The sequence below is a fragment of the Pseudomonas sp. BNK-45 genome (assembly GCF_047456255.1).
Lineage (GTDB): Bacteria > Pseudomonadota > Gammaproteobacteria > Pseudomonadales > Pseudomonadaceae > Aquipseudomonas.
Window position 1 is genome coordinate 6,343,924 of record NZ_CP179909.1, and the last position, 15,043, is coordinate 6,358,966.

Consider the following 15,043-nt stretch of genomic DNA (forward strand, 5'->3'; position numbering starts at 1 on the left):
ACACCAGAATCACTCTAGCCGCTGACGCCGGCTGCACAGCCCGGGACGGATAAATCAGACCGAAGCCAGCACCAGATGCATGTAGCGGGTGAGGATGCCAAGCATCTCCTCCTCCGCCTGCGGCTCGCTGTCGTTGAGCAGGCCCTGATATTCCATCCGGCCGATTATAGACGTCAACACCTTGGCATCCTGCTGCGGCTCCCGGGAGCCCAGGACCTGAAAGAACTGGCAGGTGCCCTGCAACAGGATCTGCTGGTGCGAGCGCACCAGTTGCGCCAGGCGCGGATTGAGCAGCGCCTCCTGGCGGAACGCCTGCTCGGCCATCAGGTGCTCGCGGCGGGTGTACAACTGGCGCTGTACGTAGTCGGCGGTCAGGCGGGCAATGTCATCGGCCAATTGCGCGCGCGACGCCGGACTGCCATCACCGTAGGCGACCATCTCGCGCAGCAACCCTTCGTTGCTGGCCCACAGCTTGGCCATGTAGGCCGCGCTGCGCTCGACGTACTGGGCGAAGGTATCGGTGAGCAGGTCATCGATATCCTTGAAGTAATAGGTGGTGGCCGACAAGGGCACACCGGCTTCGGCGGCCACCGCGCGGTGACGCACGGCCCGCACACCGTCACGCACGACAATGCGCATGGCGGCGTCGAGAATCTCCTGTCTGCGCTGTTCGCTGCCCTGTCGGCTGGCCTTGCGCCCCTGGTACTGAACGCTTTCAGCCACCGCAGTGGCGATGCCAGCTGCACCTTCTTGAGCAATTGCGCGGTTCACGACAGGTATTCCCTCTGAAAAATCACACAGAATTAGAAGCGGTACGTCAGTTCCAACCAGACAATAAAAAGCCGCCTGTCAAAGGCGGCTTCATATTCACGACATTCAGGCTTGCGGCCGCATGTGTGGGAACAGGATCACGTCGCGGATCGACGGCGAGTTGGTCAGCAGCATCACCAGGCGGTCGATACCGATACCTTCACCGGCGGTGGGCGGCATGCCGTATTCCAGGGCACGAACGAAGTCGGCGTCGTAGTGCATGGCTTCGTCGTCGCCGGCGTCCTTGTCCGCCACCTGGGCCATGAAGCGCTCGGCCTGGTCTTCCGCATCATTGAGCTCGGAGTAGGCATTGGCGATTTCGCGGCCGCCGATGAACAGCTCGAAACGGTCGGTGACGTTGGGGTTGTCGTCGTTGCGGCGAGCCAGCGGCGACACTTCGAACGGGTACTGGGTGATGAAGTGCGGCTGTTCCAGCTTGTGCTCCACCAGCTCTTCGAAAATCATCACCTGCAGCTTGCCCAGGCCTTCGAAGCCCAGCACCTTGGCCCCGGCCTTCTTGGCGATGGCACGCGCCTTGTCGATGTCGTTCAGGTCGTCGGCGGTCAGCTCGGGGTTGTACTTGAGGATCGAGTCGAACACCGACAGACGGGCGAACGGCTCGCCGAAGTGGAACACCTTGTCGCCATACGGCACGTCGGTGCTGCCCAGCACCAGCTGCGCCAGTTCACGGAACAACTCTTCGGTCAGGTCCATGTTGTCTTCGTAGTCGGCGTAGGCCTGGTAGAACTCCAACATGGTGAATTCAGGGTTGTGCCGGGTCGAAACGCCTTCGTTACGGAAGTTGCGGTTGATCTCGAACACCTTCTCGAAACCACCGACCACCAGGCGCTTGAGGTACAGCTCGGGGGCGATACGCAGGAACATTTCCATGTCCAGGGCGTTGTGGTGGGTTTCGAACGGTTTGGCCGCGGCGCCGCCAGGAATGGTCTGCAGCATCGGCGTTTCGACTTCGAGGAAGTCGCGCTTCATCAGGAAGCTGCGGATGTGCGCGATCACTTGCGAACGTACGCGGAAGGTCTGGCGCACGTCTTCGTTGACGATCAGGTCAACGTAGCGCTGGCGGTAGCGCTGCTCGGTGTCGGTCAGGCCGTGGTGCTTGTCCGGCAGCGGGCGCAGGGATTTGGTCAGCAGGCGCACCTGGGTCATTTCAACGTACAGGTCGCCCTTGCCGGAACGGGCCAGGGTGCCTTCGGCAGCAATGATGTCGCCCATGTCCCAGGTTTTCACCGCGGCCAGGGTCTCTTCGGACAGGGTCTTGCGGTTGACGTAGACCTGGATGCGCCCGGTCATGTCCTGGATCACCATGAACGAGCCACGATTGAGCATGATGCGACCGGCAACCTTGACCGGGATTGCAGCCTCCGCCAGCTCTTCCTTGGTCTTGTCGGCGTACTGCTTCTGCAGGTCCTGGCAGTAGTTTTCGCGGCGGAAGTCGTTCGGGAAGGCATTGCCCTTGGCGCGCTCGGCAGCAAGCTTTTCCTTGCGCAGGGCGATCAGGGAGTTCTCTTCCTGTTGCAGGGCTTGCGGGTCGAGTTGTTGGTCGCTCATGTCTTTAGATATTCCATCAGGTTCGTTGCCCCCGGGCCTTGCGGCCCGGGGATCGCCAGCAGAGCTGGCTCCTACAGGGATCGCGTTGAATCAGCCGATCCTGTATCGCGTCTTTTTACAGGCCGGATTTCAGGCTGGCTTCCAGGTATTCGTCGATGTCGCCGTCGAGCACCTTGTCGCAGTCGCTGCGTTCGATGTTGGTGCGCAGGTCCTTGATCCGCGACGCGTCGAGCACGTACGAACGAATCTGATGACCCCAGCCGATGTCCGACTTGGTGTCTTCCAGGGCCTGGGAAGCCGCGTTGCGCTTCTGCATTTCCTGCTCGTACAACTTGGCCCGCAGCATTTTCATGGCGGTGTCCTTGTTGGCGTGCTGGGAACGTTCGTTCTGGCAGCTGACCACGGTGTTGGTCGGCACGTGGGTGATACGCACGGCCGAGTCGGTGGTGTTTACGTGCTGACCACCGGCACCGGAGGAACGATAGGTATCGATCCGCAGGTCGGCCGGGTTGATTTCGATTTCCACCTTGTCGTCGATCTCTGGCGAAACGAACACTGCCGAGAACGAAGTGTGGCGACGGTTGCCGGAGTCGAACGGGCTCTTGCGCACCAGGCGGTGTACACCAATCTCGGTACGCAGCCAGCCAAAGGCGTATTCGCCCTTGATGTGCACGGTCGCGCCCTTGATCCCGGCCACTTCACCGGCGGACAGCTCCATGATGGTGGCGTCGAAACCGCGCTTGTCGGCCCAGCGCAGGTACATGCGCAGCAGGATGTTGGCCCAGTCCTGGGCCTCGGTGCCGCCGGAGCCGGCCTGGATGTCCAGGTAGGCGTTGTTCGGGTCCATTTCGTGGCTGAACATGCGGCGGAATTCTAACTTGGCGAGGTTTTCCTCGAGACGGGCCAGCTCGGCGACGACATCGCCCACCGCGCCTTCGTCGTTTTCTTCGACCGCCATGTCCAGCAGGTCGCGGCAATCGGCCAGGCCGCCATTCAGCTCGTCCAGGGTCTCGACGATCTGCGCCAGGGCAGCGCGCTCGCGCCCCAGTTCCTGGGCGTATTCGGGTTTGTTCCAGACACTCGGATCTTCAAGCTCGCGATTGACCTCGGTCAGACGCTCATGCTTTTGATCGTAGTCAAAGATACCCCCGAATAGTTTCGGAGCGCTCGGACAGGTCCTTGATGGTGTTCAGGATCGGGTTGATTTCCATGGGGGGCGGCACTCGTTGGCGAACTTTTGAAAGCCGGCGATTATAACGGAATCACCGAATCACGGCAGCCCGCTTAGCGGCTTTAGCGGCCAATCGGCCATCTAATTTCAGCGACAGCCCCACTGAAATCCAAGTGCACACTGAAATTCATTGCCCTCACTGACCTGCAAGCCCTGTCCGGCAAGTCACATCGCCTTCGATACTCACAGGCCGCGACGTAAAATCACGGCGCCCTTGAGACCGGCCGGCGCAATACAATGCCGCCTGAAATGACACGCAAGCAGTAGGCTCATGGGACGCACACTCAACAACGCCGAAATAGAAGAGATCCAGCGCAGGGAGCGGCGAAACGGGAGAGGCGTCCAGACGTTTTTCGCCACGCTCTTCAGCGCACTGGCCTTTATGCCATTGATGGGAATCTGGCTGATGGTCTCACCAGCGCTGGCTTGCGCCCTGGTCGTGCCCTGGCTGATCTTTTTGTGGTGGTGGATCTACTACCGCACAAGAATGCTGGTGGATGAGGTCGGTGAGCGAACCCAATGGCTGCAGGCCAGGTTCAGCTGTCGCTGGGTCCACGTCCATAGGGGCGGCTACATGGACTACCGCTTTGGCGACTACCCGATCGCCCCTGGCAACCTGCTGAACAACTGGTTCATCGACAAGACACTCAACACCTACACCACCTATCGCATCGAAGCGGTAAAGCTCACTTGTCGGCACACCGCGAGCCACAGCTACTACCTGTTCAGGGACACCCTGGTGGAGGTCGCACAGGATCAGGCGCCGGCCACGCCAATGGCTGACGCCTAGAGCGCACGCCCAACCCGCCTACTCGATCCCGACCTGATTGCGGCCATTGTTTTTCGCCAGGTACAACCCCTTGTCCGCCGCCGAAATCAACTGCCGGCAATGGCTGTTGGGCTGCGGGGTGATGGTGGAAAGTCCGATGCTGATGGTCAGGCTGGAGCCTTCCACGGGGGCGTTATGGGGAATCTTCAGGGCTTCGACGGTCTGGCGCAGCTTCTCGGCCACCAGCCGCGCCCCGCCCGGTGAAGTGTTGGGCAGCACCAGTACGAACTCCTCGCCGCCATAGCGCGCCGGCAGGTCCGAAGGCCGGCTGCTGGCCTCGCGAATCGCCGTGGCCACTTTACGCAGGGCTTCATCGCCCTCCAGGTGGCCAAAGGTGTCGTTGTAGATCTTGAAGTAGTCGACGTCGATCATCAGCAATGACAACTGACTCTGCTCGCGCATCGCCCGGCGCCACTCCAGCTCCAGGTATTCGTCGAAGTGCCGGCGGTTGGACAGCCCGGTCAGGCCGTCGGAGTTCATCAGCCGCTGCAGCACCAGGTTGGTGTCCAGCAACTGCTGCTGACTGACCCGCAGCGCCCGGTAGGCGGCGTCACGTTGCAGCAGGGTCATGTAGGAGCGCGAGTGGTAGCGGATCCGCGCCACCAGCTCGATGTTGTCCGGCAGCTTGACCAGGTAGTCATTGGCCCCCGCGGCAAAGGCCGCGCTCTTGATCAGCGGGTCTTCCTTGGTCGAGAGCACGATGATCGGGATGTTCTGGGTCGCCGGGTGGTTGCGGTACTCGCGCACCAGGGTCAGGCCGTCCAGCCCCGGCATCACCAGGTCCTGAAGGATCACCGTGGGCTTGATGCGGATCGCCTGGGCAATGGCCTGGTGCGGATCGGCGCAGAAGTGGAAGTCGATGTTTTCTTCATTCGCCAACCCACGCCGAACCGCTTCGCCGATCATGGCCTGGTCGTCCACCAGCAACACCATGGCGGCATTTTCGTCGGTCTTGAATTCGTCGAGCTGTAAATCATTCATGGGTTGTCACCTGAGTTGCTACCTGGCCAGGACAGCTGCGTTTATCAGTCATTTGGCAAATATCTCCAGCAAACGTGGAGCGATCTTGTCCAGTGGGCGAATCTCTGTGGCGGCACCGATGGCAGCGGCCGCCTTGGGCATGCCATACACCGCGCTACTGTTCTGGTCCTGCGCGATGGTCAGGAATCCCTGGTCGCGCATCAGCTTCAAGCCCTGGGCTCCGTCACGGCCCATGCCGGTCAGCAGCACCCCCACCGCATCGCCATTCCAGTAGCTGGCGACGCTTTCGAAGAACACGTCGATGGAGGGCCGGTAGATCTCGTTCACCGGCTCGGCGGTGTAGGCCAGGGTGCCGTTCTTCAGCAAACGGATGTGGTGGTTGGTGCCCGCCAGCAATACCGTGCCACTTTGCGGCGGCTCGCCCTCCCGGGCCAGGCGCACCTGCAGGCCGGAGGCGCTGCTGAGCCACTCGGCCATGCCGGCGGCAAACACCTGATCAACATGCTGGACCAGCACGATGGCGGCGGGAAAGTCCTTTGGCAAGGCTTTGAGCAGCACCTCCAGAGCGGCCGGGCCTCCGGCGGAGGAGCCAATGGCCACCAGCCCCTGCCGGGGAGCGCCGCTGCGCAAGGGCACCGGCGCCGAACGGACCCGGCTGCCACGCTGGCCGATCAGCCAGCCGATATTGAGGATCTTGCGCAGCAGCGGCGCCGCCGCCTCCTGGGCATTGCCGGCCCCCAGGGCCGGGGTATCGACCACGTCCAGCGCGCCGTGGCCCATGGCCTCGAACACTCTGTGGACATTCTGCTGGCGATCGACGGTGACGATCACGATGGCGCACGGCGACTCGGCCATGATCCGCCGCGTGGCCTCGACGCCGTCCATCACCGGCATGATCAGGTCCATGAGAATCAGGTCCGGGGTCAGCTCGGCGCAGTACTTCACCGCGTCGGCGCCATTGGTGGCGACCCACACCACTTCATGGCTGGGGTCGAAGGCCAGCGCCCGGCGCAGGGCCTCCACCGCCATGGGCATGTCGTTGACGATGGCGATCTTCATGCCCGCGCGCCTCCAATCAGTTCCACCACCGCGTCCAGCAGCGCGTCGTCATGGAAACTGGCCTTGGCAAGATAGTAGTCGGCGCCGGCATCCAGGCCACGGCGCCGGTCCTCCTCACGATCCTTGTAGGACACCACCATCACCGGCAGGGACTGCAGGCGATTATCGCGACGCAAGAGTGTGACCAATTCAATTCCGTCCATTCGCGGCATGTCGATATCGGTGATCAGCAAGTCGAAACTTTCCGAACGCAAGGCATTCCAGCCGTCCATGCCATCCACCGCCACGGCCACATCGTAGCCGCGGTTGATCAGCAGCTTGCGTTGCAACTCACGCACCGTCAGTGAGTCGTCGACCACCAGAATACGCTTGCGCGCGGCCTGTGCGTGCAACGAATGATTGCCCGCGATGCGCTCCAGGCGTCCGGTATTGAGCAGCTTGTCCACCGAACGCAGCATGTCCTCGACATCCACGATCAGCGCCACCCGGCCATCATCGAGCAGGGCTCCGGCGGAAATATCCTGAATCTTGCCCAGGCGGTCGTCCAGGGGCAGCACCACCAGAGTGCGCTCGCCGATAAAGCGCTCCACGGCGATCCCGTACACCGAGTCACGCTCACGGATCACCACCACCTTGAGGGTTGGCGCGCTGCTCGGGGTCGCCGGGCGCTGCAACAGCTGGCTGGCCGCCACCAGGCCGACATGCCGCCCCTCGTGCCAGAAATGCTGACGCCCTTCGACCTGGACGATCTCCTCCGGCTGCAGATCGCACATGCGCTCGATGTGAGCCAGAGGAAAGGCATAGGCCTCGTCGCCGACTTCCACCACCAGACTGCGCACCACCGACAGGGTCAGCGGCACCTCCAGGTGGAAGCGACTGCCCTGGCCGCTGGTCTGCTCCAGCAACACCGCCCCGCGCAACTGCCGGACCATGTGTTGCACCGCATCCAGGCCGACGCCGCGCCCGGACACTTCGGTGACCTTGTCCCGCAGGCTGAAGCCGGGCAGGAACAGGAACGTCAGCAATTCTTCCTCGCTGAGCTGGGCGGCCGTCTGCGCCGGCGACAGCTGGCGCTCGACGATGCTCTGGCGCAGACGCTCAAGGTCCACGCCGTTGCCGTCGTCGCCCAACTCCAGCACCAGCAGGCCGGCCTGGTGCGAGGCCCGCAGGCGGATCACCCCTTCTGCCGGCTTGCCCGCCAGCAAGCGCTGCTCGGGCAATTCGATGCCATGGTCGACGGCGTTGCGCAGCAAGTGGGTCAGCGGCGCTTCGAGTTTCTCCAGCACGTCGCGATCGACCTGGGTCTTCTCACCCTCGATCTCCAGGCGCACCTGCTTGCCCAGGCTGCGCCCCAGATCACGGACCATGCGCGCCTGGCCGCTGAGCACATCGGCAAAGGGCCGCATGCGACAGGCCAGGGCCGTGTCATACAGCACCTGGGCCCGCTGGCTGGCCTGCCAGCCGAACTCATCGAGTTCGGCGGTCTTCTGCGCCAGCAGTTGCTGGGATTCGGCCAGCAGCCGCCGCGCATCCTCCAGGGCTTCCTGGGCCTCCAGGCTGAGGCTGTGTTCCTTGAGGTGCAGGTTGAGGTTTTCCAGGGCCGCCAGGCTGTTGCTCTGGATCCGCTTGAGACGCTGCATAGTGGCCAGGTAGGGCTTGAGCCGCTGGGTTTCCACCAGGGACTTGCTCGACAGGTCCAACAGGCTGTTGAGGCGTTCGGCGGTGACCCGCAGCACCCGCTCGCCGCCTTCGGTCACGCGCCGGCCCGGACGCGCCGCACTCACGCTCGATTCCACCGCTGGCTCATTCGGCAACGCCAGGGATTCGGGCTCGCTCAACGCCTCCGGCATGGCGTCGACCGGCTCCGCCACGGCGGGCATGGGCAAGGGCGCATCCGGCGTCGCCGGCCCATGGCTCAGCAGGTGCTCCATCAGCGCCACGTAGGCAAGCACGTCCGGGGCGGCCAGTTCGGCGCCTCCGGGCGTGGCGATGCGCATCAACAGGTCGGTGCCCTGCAACAGCGCATCGATGTGTTCGGGCTGCAGGTAGAGTCGCCCTTCCTGGGCACTGACCAGGCAATCCTCCATCACGTGGGCGACGCTGACCCCGGCATCCACCCCGACAATCCGTGCCGCGCCCTTGAGGGAATGGGCCGCGCGCATGCAGGCTTCCAACTGGTCGGCCTGGGTCGGATTGCGTTCCAGCGCCAGCAGTCCGGCACTGAGCACCTGGGTCTGGGCCTCGGCTTCCAGGCTGAACAGCTCCAGCAGCGAGGCATCGCGCATTTGATCGGGGGTCATGTCAGGCTCCGGGTCACGGCCAAGAGCAACTGCTCTTCATCCAGCAAGCGCAGGCTGCGGCCCTGCCATTGCAACACGCCACGGGTGTACTTGGCATTGGCCTGCTCGCCGGACAGCGACGCGCCATCGAGAATGCGCTCGTCAATGGCATGGATACCGTCCACCTCATCCACCGGCACCACCACCGGGCCACCCTCGGCACCGATGATCAGCATCCGCGGCATGATCCGCGCCGAAGGGGCGGCGCCGGCTGGCGCGCCATCGAGCCCCAGCAGTTCGCTCAACGACAGGCAGGCCACCAGCGCCCCGCGCACATTGGCCACCCCCAGCAGCGCCCGCGAACGCTGGTGGGGCAAGGAGTGGATCGCCTGCAGCGGCGCCACTTCCAGCAGGCAGCGGGTGGCCAGCCCCAGCCACTCCTCGCCCAGACGCAAGATCAGCAGCGAGCGGGTGACCACATCGCTGTCGGGCGAAAGGGCCACCGATTGCTCGCGGTCCTCCTGGCGCAGCGAATAGCGATCCAGCAGGCGCGTGGCCGCGGCGGAGTACACCGAACAGTTGCGGCAATGAATGTGCTCGGCCAGCAACGGGCAGGACTTGTCGCCGTGGATACCGATGCGGTTCCAGCAATCGTCGATGGCCTGGGCATCGTCACGGGTCAGGTCCAATGAGAGGGAATGGCTCATCGTTTCAACTCACTGTCGGCAGCGCGGGTGCTACGCACAGCCCGCGCCTGCAATCGTTGGGCGCCGGCGACATCGCCCTGGGACGCCAGCAGCGCCGCCAGGTGCGCCAGGGCCTCGGGGTGCTGGGGCGCCAGGTACAGGGCCTTGCGGTAAAAGCCCTGGGCCTCCATGGCGTTGCCGGCCACGTCACTGAGCAGCCCCAGCCAGTAGAACACCTGGGCCACCGGCTCATGCTGCTGCAGGTAGCGCTCACAGGCGGCACGGGCCTCGGCACTCTTGCCCTCGTTGGCCAGGGCGGCAATGGTGGCCAACAGGCTCGCCGCATCGCTGGGCGGCGCGCTGTCCAGCGCTGGAGCCGGCACCGGAACCGCCCGGGTGGCGAAGGGCCGCGGCCGCGGCGCCGGGGCTGCCGGGGTCAGCGGATGACGCGGCCGCAACGGCAGGGACAGCGGCTGCGGCAAGGTCACCGGCAGCGGCGCCGGTTCCGGCTCCTGGTGCCGACTGAAGGCAAAGGACTGGGGAATGCCGATCGAACGCATGCCCAGGCGCCCCAGCAGACTGCCCTCGGCGGGGCCGATAAACAGCACGCCTTCTTCATGGGTCAGGCGCTTGAGCACCTCGAACACCTGACGCTGGGTCGGCTGGTCGAAATAGATCAGCAGGTTGCGACAGAAGACAAAGTCGAAAGGCGGCTCTGCGGCCAGCAATCCGGGGTCCAGGACATTGCCCACCTGCAGCCGCACCTGCTCGCGCACCCGCTCGCTGAGGCAATAACGATCGCCCTCGACATGAAAGTGCCGCTCACGAAACTCGGTGTGCTGGCCGCGAAAGGAGTTCTTGCCATAGCTGGCGCCCCGGGCCCGCTCCACCGACAGTGGGCTGACATCCAGGCCGTCGACCTTGAATTGATGAGGCGCCAGGCCACCGTCGAGCAGGGCCATGGCGATCGAATAGGGCTCTTCACCGGTGGAGCACGGCAGGCTCAGCAGGCGCAGGGCGCGCATGCCCTTGATCTGCCCCAGGCGGGCCTTGGCCAGCTTGACCAGGGTGGCGAAGGATTCCGGGTAGCGGAAAAACCAGGTTTCCGGAACGATCACCGCCTCGATCAGGGCCTGCTGCTCCTCCCGGGAGCCCTGCAGCTTCTGCCAGTATTCGTCGCTGCTGTGGACGTACAGGGCATTGCAGCGCTGGCGCACCGCGCGCTCGATGATCGCCGGGCCGACCGACGCTACATCCAGGCCGATGCGCTCCTTGAGAAAATCGAAAAACCGTTGCTCGTCACTCATCGAGGCTCCTCAAGCGACGCCGGGTCCAGGGGCTCCTCGGGAAACAGCAGCTCACGCACCTCGGCCGCCAGCAAGTCGTCGACCCGCACCCATTGCAGCAGCCCCAGGTCATCCTCACGCACCGGCCCCAGGTAAGGGGCCTGGCGGTTGTCCAGGCCATAGGGCTGGAATTCCCGGGGATCGCAGCGCAGGGTGTCATTGGCCTGCTCCAGCAGCAGCCCCAGCACCCGCGGCGGCCGCTCGGCATCGCTGCGGTAGTGCACCAGCACCAGCCGGGTACTGGTGCGCAATTGTGCGGGACGGCCGAAGGTCAGCTCGCACAGGTCGATGACCGGCACCACCACCCCGCGGTAGGCAAACACCCCGGCGACCCAGGACGGCGCCCGGGCAATGGGCTTGAGCTGCAGGCGCGGCAGCACCTCCACCACATCCACGGCCCGCAGGGCGTAGCGCTCCTGACCGATGCGAAACATCAGGAACAGAGCGCTTTTCGCCCCCGCAGCGCCACTGCGCTTGTGCGCCAGTTCGTCCATCAGACTTTGAAACGCGAGACGCCGCTGCGCAGGCCCACCGCGACCTGGCTCAGCTCATCGATGGCGAAGCTGGCCTGACGCAGGGACTCGACGGTCTGGCTGCTGGCATCGCCCAATTGCACCAGGGCGTGATTGATCTGCTCGGCGCCGGTGGCCTGGGCCTGCATGCCTTCGTTGACCATCAGCACCCGCGGCGCCAGGGCCTGGACCTGATGGATGATCTGCGACAGCTGCTCGCCCACCTGCTGCACTTCGGCCATGCCGCGACGCACTTCCTCGGAGAACTTGTCCATGCCCATGACCCCCGCCGACACCGCCGACTGGATCTCGCGGACCATCTGCTCGATGTCGTAGGTGGCGACGGCGGTCTGGTCCGCCAGGCGGCGCACCTCGGTGGCCACCACGGCGAAGCCGCGGCCGTATTCGCCGGCTTTTTCCGCCTCGATGGCGGCGTTGAGCGACAACAGGTTGGTCTGGTCGGCCACCTTGACGATGGTCACCACCACCTGGTTGATGTTGCCGGCCTTCTCGTTGAGGATCGCCAGCTTGGCGTTCACCAGGTCCGCGGCGCCCATCACCGAGTGCATGGTGTCTTCCATCCGCGCCAGGCCCTGCTGGCCCGAGCCGGCGAGCACCGAGGCCTGGTCGGCGGCGCTGGAGACTTCCGTCATGGTGCGCACCAGATCCCGGGAGGTCGCGGCGATCTCCCGCGAAGTGGCGCCGATTTCCGTGGTAGTGGCCGCGGTTTCGGTGGCGGTGGCCTGTTGCTGCTTGGACGTGGCGGCAATTTCGGTCACCGAGGTGGTCACCTGCACCGACGAGCGCTGGGCCTGGGACACCAGGGCGGTGAGCTCGGTCATCATGTCGTTGAAGCCGGTTTCCACGGCACCGAACTCGTCCTTGCGGTCCAGGTTCAGGCGGCCGCTCAGATCGCCGGTGCGCATGACATCAAGAATGCTCACGATGCGATTCATCGGCGCCATGATCGCCCGCATCAGCAGCAGGCCACACAGACCGGCGGCAAGAATGGCCACCAGCAAGGACACGCCCATGCTGACCTTGGCCGTCGCCACGGCCTCGTCGATGGCGTCGCTGGCGGCGTCGGCCACGGCCTTGTTCTCGCTGATGATGTCATTGAGCTTCATCCGTCCGGCAATCCAGGCCGGGGTCAGTTGCTCATTGAACAGGCGAATCGCCTCGGCTTCCTGGCGCTTCTGATGCAGGTCGAGCACCGCGGCCTGGATGCGGTTGAACTCCTGGTGGTCTTTCTCGAAGGCATCGAACTCGGTCTGATCCTGGCGACTGTTGAGGGTCTGCTTGTAGTTGCCCATCTGGGTCTGCAGGCGCTCTTCGAATACCTTGAAGTCGGCCTTGTCTTCGGAACTGATGTCCTGATTCTGCTTGAGGCCAATGATCTCCTGGGTCTGCAGGTAGGTATCGACCCAGGCGCTGCGGATCATCGAACTGTAATAGACCCCGGGGATCGCATCGTCACGCATGCTGTTTTCACCGGCTTCGATCTTCAACAGGCGCGAGTACGAGACGACGACCATCAGCAGCATGATGGCGATAATCACCGCAAAGCTCGCCAAAATGCGTTGGCGCAACGTCCAGTTCTTCACAGTCAGTCCTCGGGGCCATTCAAAAATGGAGGGAGTATAGCCGAGGACGATCGCGGTTTTACGGGTGGTTTAACGACACAGGCAGCACTTTGGGCAAATTTGCGCGCCCGCTCTGGCTCGCGCTTTAGCGGGCTTTTTCCGCCCCTGAAGGCATATCGGCAAATCCCTCGGGCAGAACCGCCATCCATGGCAAAGGGGGCCCGTGCAAGTCAGTGAGCGTTCTGGCGCACCTGGTTTTCCAGTTCGGCCTTGAGCCCCACTGGCAGTTGCAGTTGGCGCGCCAGTTCATCCAGGTAGGCCTTCTCCATGAAGTGTTCTTCATCCACCAGCATCACGCTGGCCAGGTACATCTCGGCGGCCATTTCCGGGGTGCTGGCGGCGCGGGCCACGTCCGCTGGGTCCAGCGGCTTGTGCAACTCGCTGTGCAGCCACTGCTGCAGCTGCGGGTCGTTGTCCAGCTTGCGCAACTGGTCCTCGATCAGCGCCCGCTCGCGCTCGTCGACATGGCCGTCGGCCTTGGCCGCCGCCACCAGGGCCTTGAGGATCGCCTGGCTGTGCAGCTCGACCTGTTGCGCCGGCAACCGGTCGAGGGTCCGCGGCTCATTGGCCGGGGCCGTGCCCTGTTGCGCCTGCCAGTTGCCGTAGGCCTTGTAGGCCAGCACGCCGAGAGCCGCGAGGCCGCCATAGGTCAGGGCCTTGCCGCCGAACTTGCGGGCCTTCTTGTTGCCCAGCAGCAAGCCCATGGCCCCGGCTGCCAGGGCCCCGCCGCCAGCGCCGCCGAGCAGTCCGCCAAGACCGCCGGACTTGCCCCCGAGCAAATCGCCAAGGCCGCCCTGGCGGGCCTTGCCGCGCTCGCCGGACGCGGTGCCGGCCTGGTTCTGCAACAGCTCCTGGCCGGACCTGAGTAATTGATCGAGCAATCCACGGGTGTTCATCTGCCGCCTCCGCAAAGTCAGTGTCGTGTCGACACATCAGGCCGCAAGCCTAGAGAGAAGTGCCGAGGCTCAGGGGACGATAGTGCTTCTGAATGTTGCTTTCACCGGATCAGGGAAAGGTGCTAAACAAGGCATCGGTTTTACCAATACAGCGCCCAATACTTCTAATAAGCCGCCCGGTAGCCCCGCCATGATGACCTTGCGCCAGATCCGTCACTTTATCGCCGTGGCCGAAACCGGCTCGATCTCCGCCGCCGCCCAGGCGGTGTTCATTTCCCAGTCGACCCTGACCCTGGCCATCCAGCAACTGGAGCAGGAAATCGGCGTCAACCTGTTCAGCCGCCATGCCAAGGGCATGACCCTGACCCATCAGGGGCACCAGTTCCTGCGTCAGGCGCACCTGATCCTGGCCACGGTGGACAACGCCAAGCGCAGCCTGCAACAGAACAGCGACCCAGTGGCCGGGCAGTTGACCGTGGGGGTGACCAGCCTGGTGGCCGGCTATTACCTGGCGGACCTGCTGACCCGCTTCCAGCGCGCCTACCCCAATGTCGACATCCGGGTCATGGAGGACGAACGGCCCTATATCGAACACCTGCTGGTCAGTGGCGAAATCGACGTCGGGGTGCTGATCCTGTCCAACCTCGAAGACCGCCACGCGCTGCAGACCGAAGTCCTGACCCACTCGCCGCACCGCCTCTGGCTGCCGCCCCGGCATCCCTTGCTGGAACACGACAGCATCAACCTGGCGGACGTGGCCCGGGAGCCGCTGATCCAGCTCAACGTCGATGAAATGGAGCGCAATGCCCAGCGCCTGTGGAGCACGGCCGGGCTGCAGCCGCGGATCAGCCTGCGCACCGCCTCCACCGAAGCGGTGCGCAGCCTGGTGGCCGCCGGGCTCGGCCTGTCGATCCAGCCGGACATGACCTACCGCCCCTGGTCCCTGGAGGGCGACATCATCGAGGCCCGGCCTCTGGCGGACCTCAACCAGACCCTGGATGTGGGCCTGGCCTGGCGCCGGGGCACCGCGCGCCCGGCCCTGGTGGACCCTTTCCTCACCGTGGCCCGGGAGCAGCCCCCGGGCGGGCGCAAGCCATCTATTTAATCGAACGGCCCCTTCAGTATTAAGAATTTGTCGACCTCAGGCCCCGCCACTAGTCTCTGGGCATTCCCGATAAGAGCAGGCCGGGCACTCACCCCCA

General features: G+C 64.2%; 13 protein-coding genes. 2 read left to right on the forward strand and 11 right to left on the reverse strand.

Annotated elements, in window-relative coordinates:
* Positions 1 to 54: 54 nt before the first annotated feature.
* The 3 genes from ACMGG8_RS28860 to prfB all read right to left on the reverse strand — a co-directional run bounded on the left by ACMGG8_RS28860 (position 55) and on the right by prfB (position 3,590).
* Positions 55 to 771 (reverse strand): TetR/AcrR family transcriptional regulator, encoded by a 717-nt coding sequence (locus ACMGG8_RS28860; RefSeq protein ID WP_060837732.1) that lies wholly within the window; start codon positions 769 to 771, stop codon positions 55 to 57.
* Between the two features lie 105 nt (positions 772 to 876).
* A complete protein-coding gene (gene lysS / locus ACMGG8_RS28865) occupies positions 877 to 2,379 on the reverse strand; it encodes a lysine--tRNA ligase (RefSeq protein WP_060837731.1) in 1,503 nt (500 codons plus the stop codon).
* 115 nt (positions 2,380 to 2,494) lie between these two features.
* A protein-coding gene (gene prfB / locus ACMGG8_RS28870; protein ID WP_108544449.1) for a peptide chain release factor 2 occupies positions 2,495 to 3,590 on the reverse strand; the annotation gives its coding sequence in 2 pieces (ribosomal slippage) (positions 2,495 to 3,517 and positions 3,519 to 3,590; 1,095 coding nt in all).
* A 426-nt stretch (positions 3,591 to 4,016) separates the two neighbouring features.
* Between prfB and ACMGG8_RS28875 the strand changes: the two genes are divergently transcribed.
* The gene (locus tag ACMGG8_RS28875; RefSeq protein ID WP_231979007.1) at positions 4,017 to 4,400 is read left to right on the forward strand and encodes a hypothetical protein; all 384 of its coding nucleotides are present in this window, start codon (positions 4,017 to 4,019) and stop codon (positions 4,398 to 4,400) included.
* Between the two features lie 18 nt (positions 4,401 to 4,418).
* Here ACMGG8_RS28875 and ACMGG8_RS28880 read toward each other — a convergent pair whose 3' ends face one another.
* The 8 genes from ACMGG8_RS28880 to ACMGG8_RS28915 all read right to left on the reverse strand — a co-directional run bounded on the left by ACMGG8_RS28880 (position 4,419) and on the right by ACMGG8_RS28915 (position 13,841).
* The gene (locus ACMGG8_RS28880; protein WP_016967768.1) at positions 4,419 to 5,420 is read right to left on the reverse strand and encodes a response regulator; all 1,002 of its coding nucleotides are present in this window, start codon (positions 5,418 to 5,420) and stop codon (positions 4,419 to 4,421) included.
* 48 nt (positions 5,421 to 5,468) lie between these two features.
* Positions 5,469 to 6,479: a chemotaxis response regulator protein-glutamate methylesterase gene (locus ACMGG8_RS28885; RefSeq protein WP_060837729.1), complete on the reverse strand. Its 1,011-nt coding sequence runs from the start codon at positions 6,477 to 6,479 to the stop codon at positions 5,469 to 5,471.
* Positions 6,476 to 8,779 carry a hybrid sensor histidine kinase/response regulator gene (locus tag ACMGG8_RS28890; RefSeq protein ID WP_060842588.1) on the reverse strand — a complete coding sequence of 768 codons (2,304 nt, stop codon included), beginning with the start codon at positions 8,777 to 8,779 and terminating at the stop codon, positions 6,476 to 6,478. The genes ACMGG8_RS28885 and ACMGG8_RS28890 overlap by 4 nt, the downstream gene beginning before the upstream one ends.
* Positions 8,776 to 9,465 (reverse strand): chemotaxis protein CheW, encoded by a 690-nt coding sequence (locus ACMGG8_RS28895; protein ID WP_060837727.1) that lies wholly within the window; start codon positions 9,463 to 9,465, stop codon positions 8,776 to 8,778. The genes ACMGG8_RS28890 and ACMGG8_RS28895 overlap by 4 nt, the downstream gene beginning before the upstream one ends.
* Positions 9,462 to 10,751 carry a CheR family methyltransferase gene (locus ACMGG8_RS28900; RefSeq protein WP_060837726.1) on the reverse strand — a complete coding sequence of 430 codons (1,290 nt, stop codon included), beginning with the start codon at positions 10,749 to 10,751 and terminating at the stop codon, positions 9,462 to 9,464. Before ACMGG8_RS28900 ends, ACMGG8_RS28895 begins: the two co-directional genes overlap by 4 nt.
* A complete protein-coding gene (locus tag ACMGG8_RS28905; RefSeq protein WP_060842585.1) occupies positions 10,748 to 11,284 on the reverse strand; it encodes a chemotaxis protein CheW in 537 nt (178 codons plus the stop codon). The genes ACMGG8_RS28900 and ACMGG8_RS28905 overlap by 4 nt, the downstream gene beginning before the upstream one ends.
* Positions 11,284 to 12,846 (reverse strand): methyl-accepting chemotaxis protein, encoded by a 1,563-nt coding sequence (locus ACMGG8_RS28910; RefSeq protein WP_414159990.1) that lies wholly within the window; start codon positions 12,844 to 12,846, stop codon positions 11,284 to 11,286. Before ACMGG8_RS28910 ends, ACMGG8_RS28905 begins: the two co-directional genes overlap by 1 nt.
* 269 nt (positions 12,847 to 13,115) lie before the next feature.
* Entirely contained in the window at positions 13,116 to 13,841 is a 726-nt protein-coding gene (locus tag ACMGG8_RS28915; protein WP_108544445.1) for a tellurite resistance TerB family protein, read from the reverse strand.
* Positions 13,842 to 14,031: 190 nt separating this feature from the next.
* On the opposite strand from ACMGG8_RS28915, the gene ACMGG8_RS28920 reads away from it, so the two are divergent.
* Positions 14,032 to 14,946 carry a LysR family transcriptional regulator gene (locus ACMGG8_RS28920; RefSeq protein WP_060837722.1) on the forward strand — a complete coding sequence of 305 codons (915 nt, stop codon included), beginning with the start codon at positions 14,032 to 14,034 and terminating at the stop codon, positions 14,944 to 14,946.
* Positions 14,947 to 15,043 lie beyond the last annotated feature (97 nt).

Coding starts and splice junctions, on each gene's coding strand:
- lysS (WP_060837731.1), bottom strand. CDS start 2,379: ATGAGCGACCAACAACTCGACCCGCAAGCCCTGCAACAGGAAGAGAAC.
- ACMGG8_RS28885 (WP_060837729.1), bottom strand. CDS start 6,479: ATGAAGATCGCCATCGTCAACGACATGCCCATGGCGGTGGAGGCCCTG.
- ACMGG8_RS28895 (WP_060837727.1), bottom strand. CDS start 9,465: ATGAGCCATTCCCTCTCATTGGACCTGACCCGTGACGATGCCCAGGCC.
- ACMGG8_RS28905 (WP_060842585.1), bottom strand. CDS start 11,284: ATGGACGAACTGGCGCACAAGCGCAGTGGCGCTGCGGGGGCGAAAAGC.
- ACMGG8_RS28900 (WP_060837726.1), bottom strand. CDS start 10,751: ATGAGTGACGAGCAACGGTTTTTCGATTTTCTCAAGGAGCGCATCGGC.
- ACMGG8_RS28915 (WP_108544445.1), bottom strand. CDS start 13,841: ATGAACACCCGTGGATTGCTCGATCAATTACTCAGGTCCGGCCAGGAG.
- ACMGG8_RS28920 (WP_060837722.1), top strand. CDS start 14,032: ATGATGACCTTGCGCCAGATCCGTCACTTTATCGCCGTGGCCGAAACC.
- ACMGG8_RS28880 (WP_016967768.1), bottom strand. CDS start 5,420: ATGAATGATTTACAGCTCGACGAATTCAAGACCGACGAAAATGCCGCC.
- ACMGG8_RS28875 (WP_231979007.1), top strand. CDS start 4,017: ATGGTCTCACCAGCGCTGGCTTGCGCCCTGGTCGTGCCCTGGCTGATC.
- ACMGG8_RS28910 (WP_414159990.1), bottom strand. CDS start 12,846: ATGCTGCTGATGGTCGTCGTCTCGTACTCGCGCCTGTTGAAGATCGAA.
- ACMGG8_RS28890 (WP_060842588.1), bottom strand. CDS start 8,779: ATGACCCCCGATCAAATGCGCGATGCCTCGCTGCTGGAGCTGTTCAGC.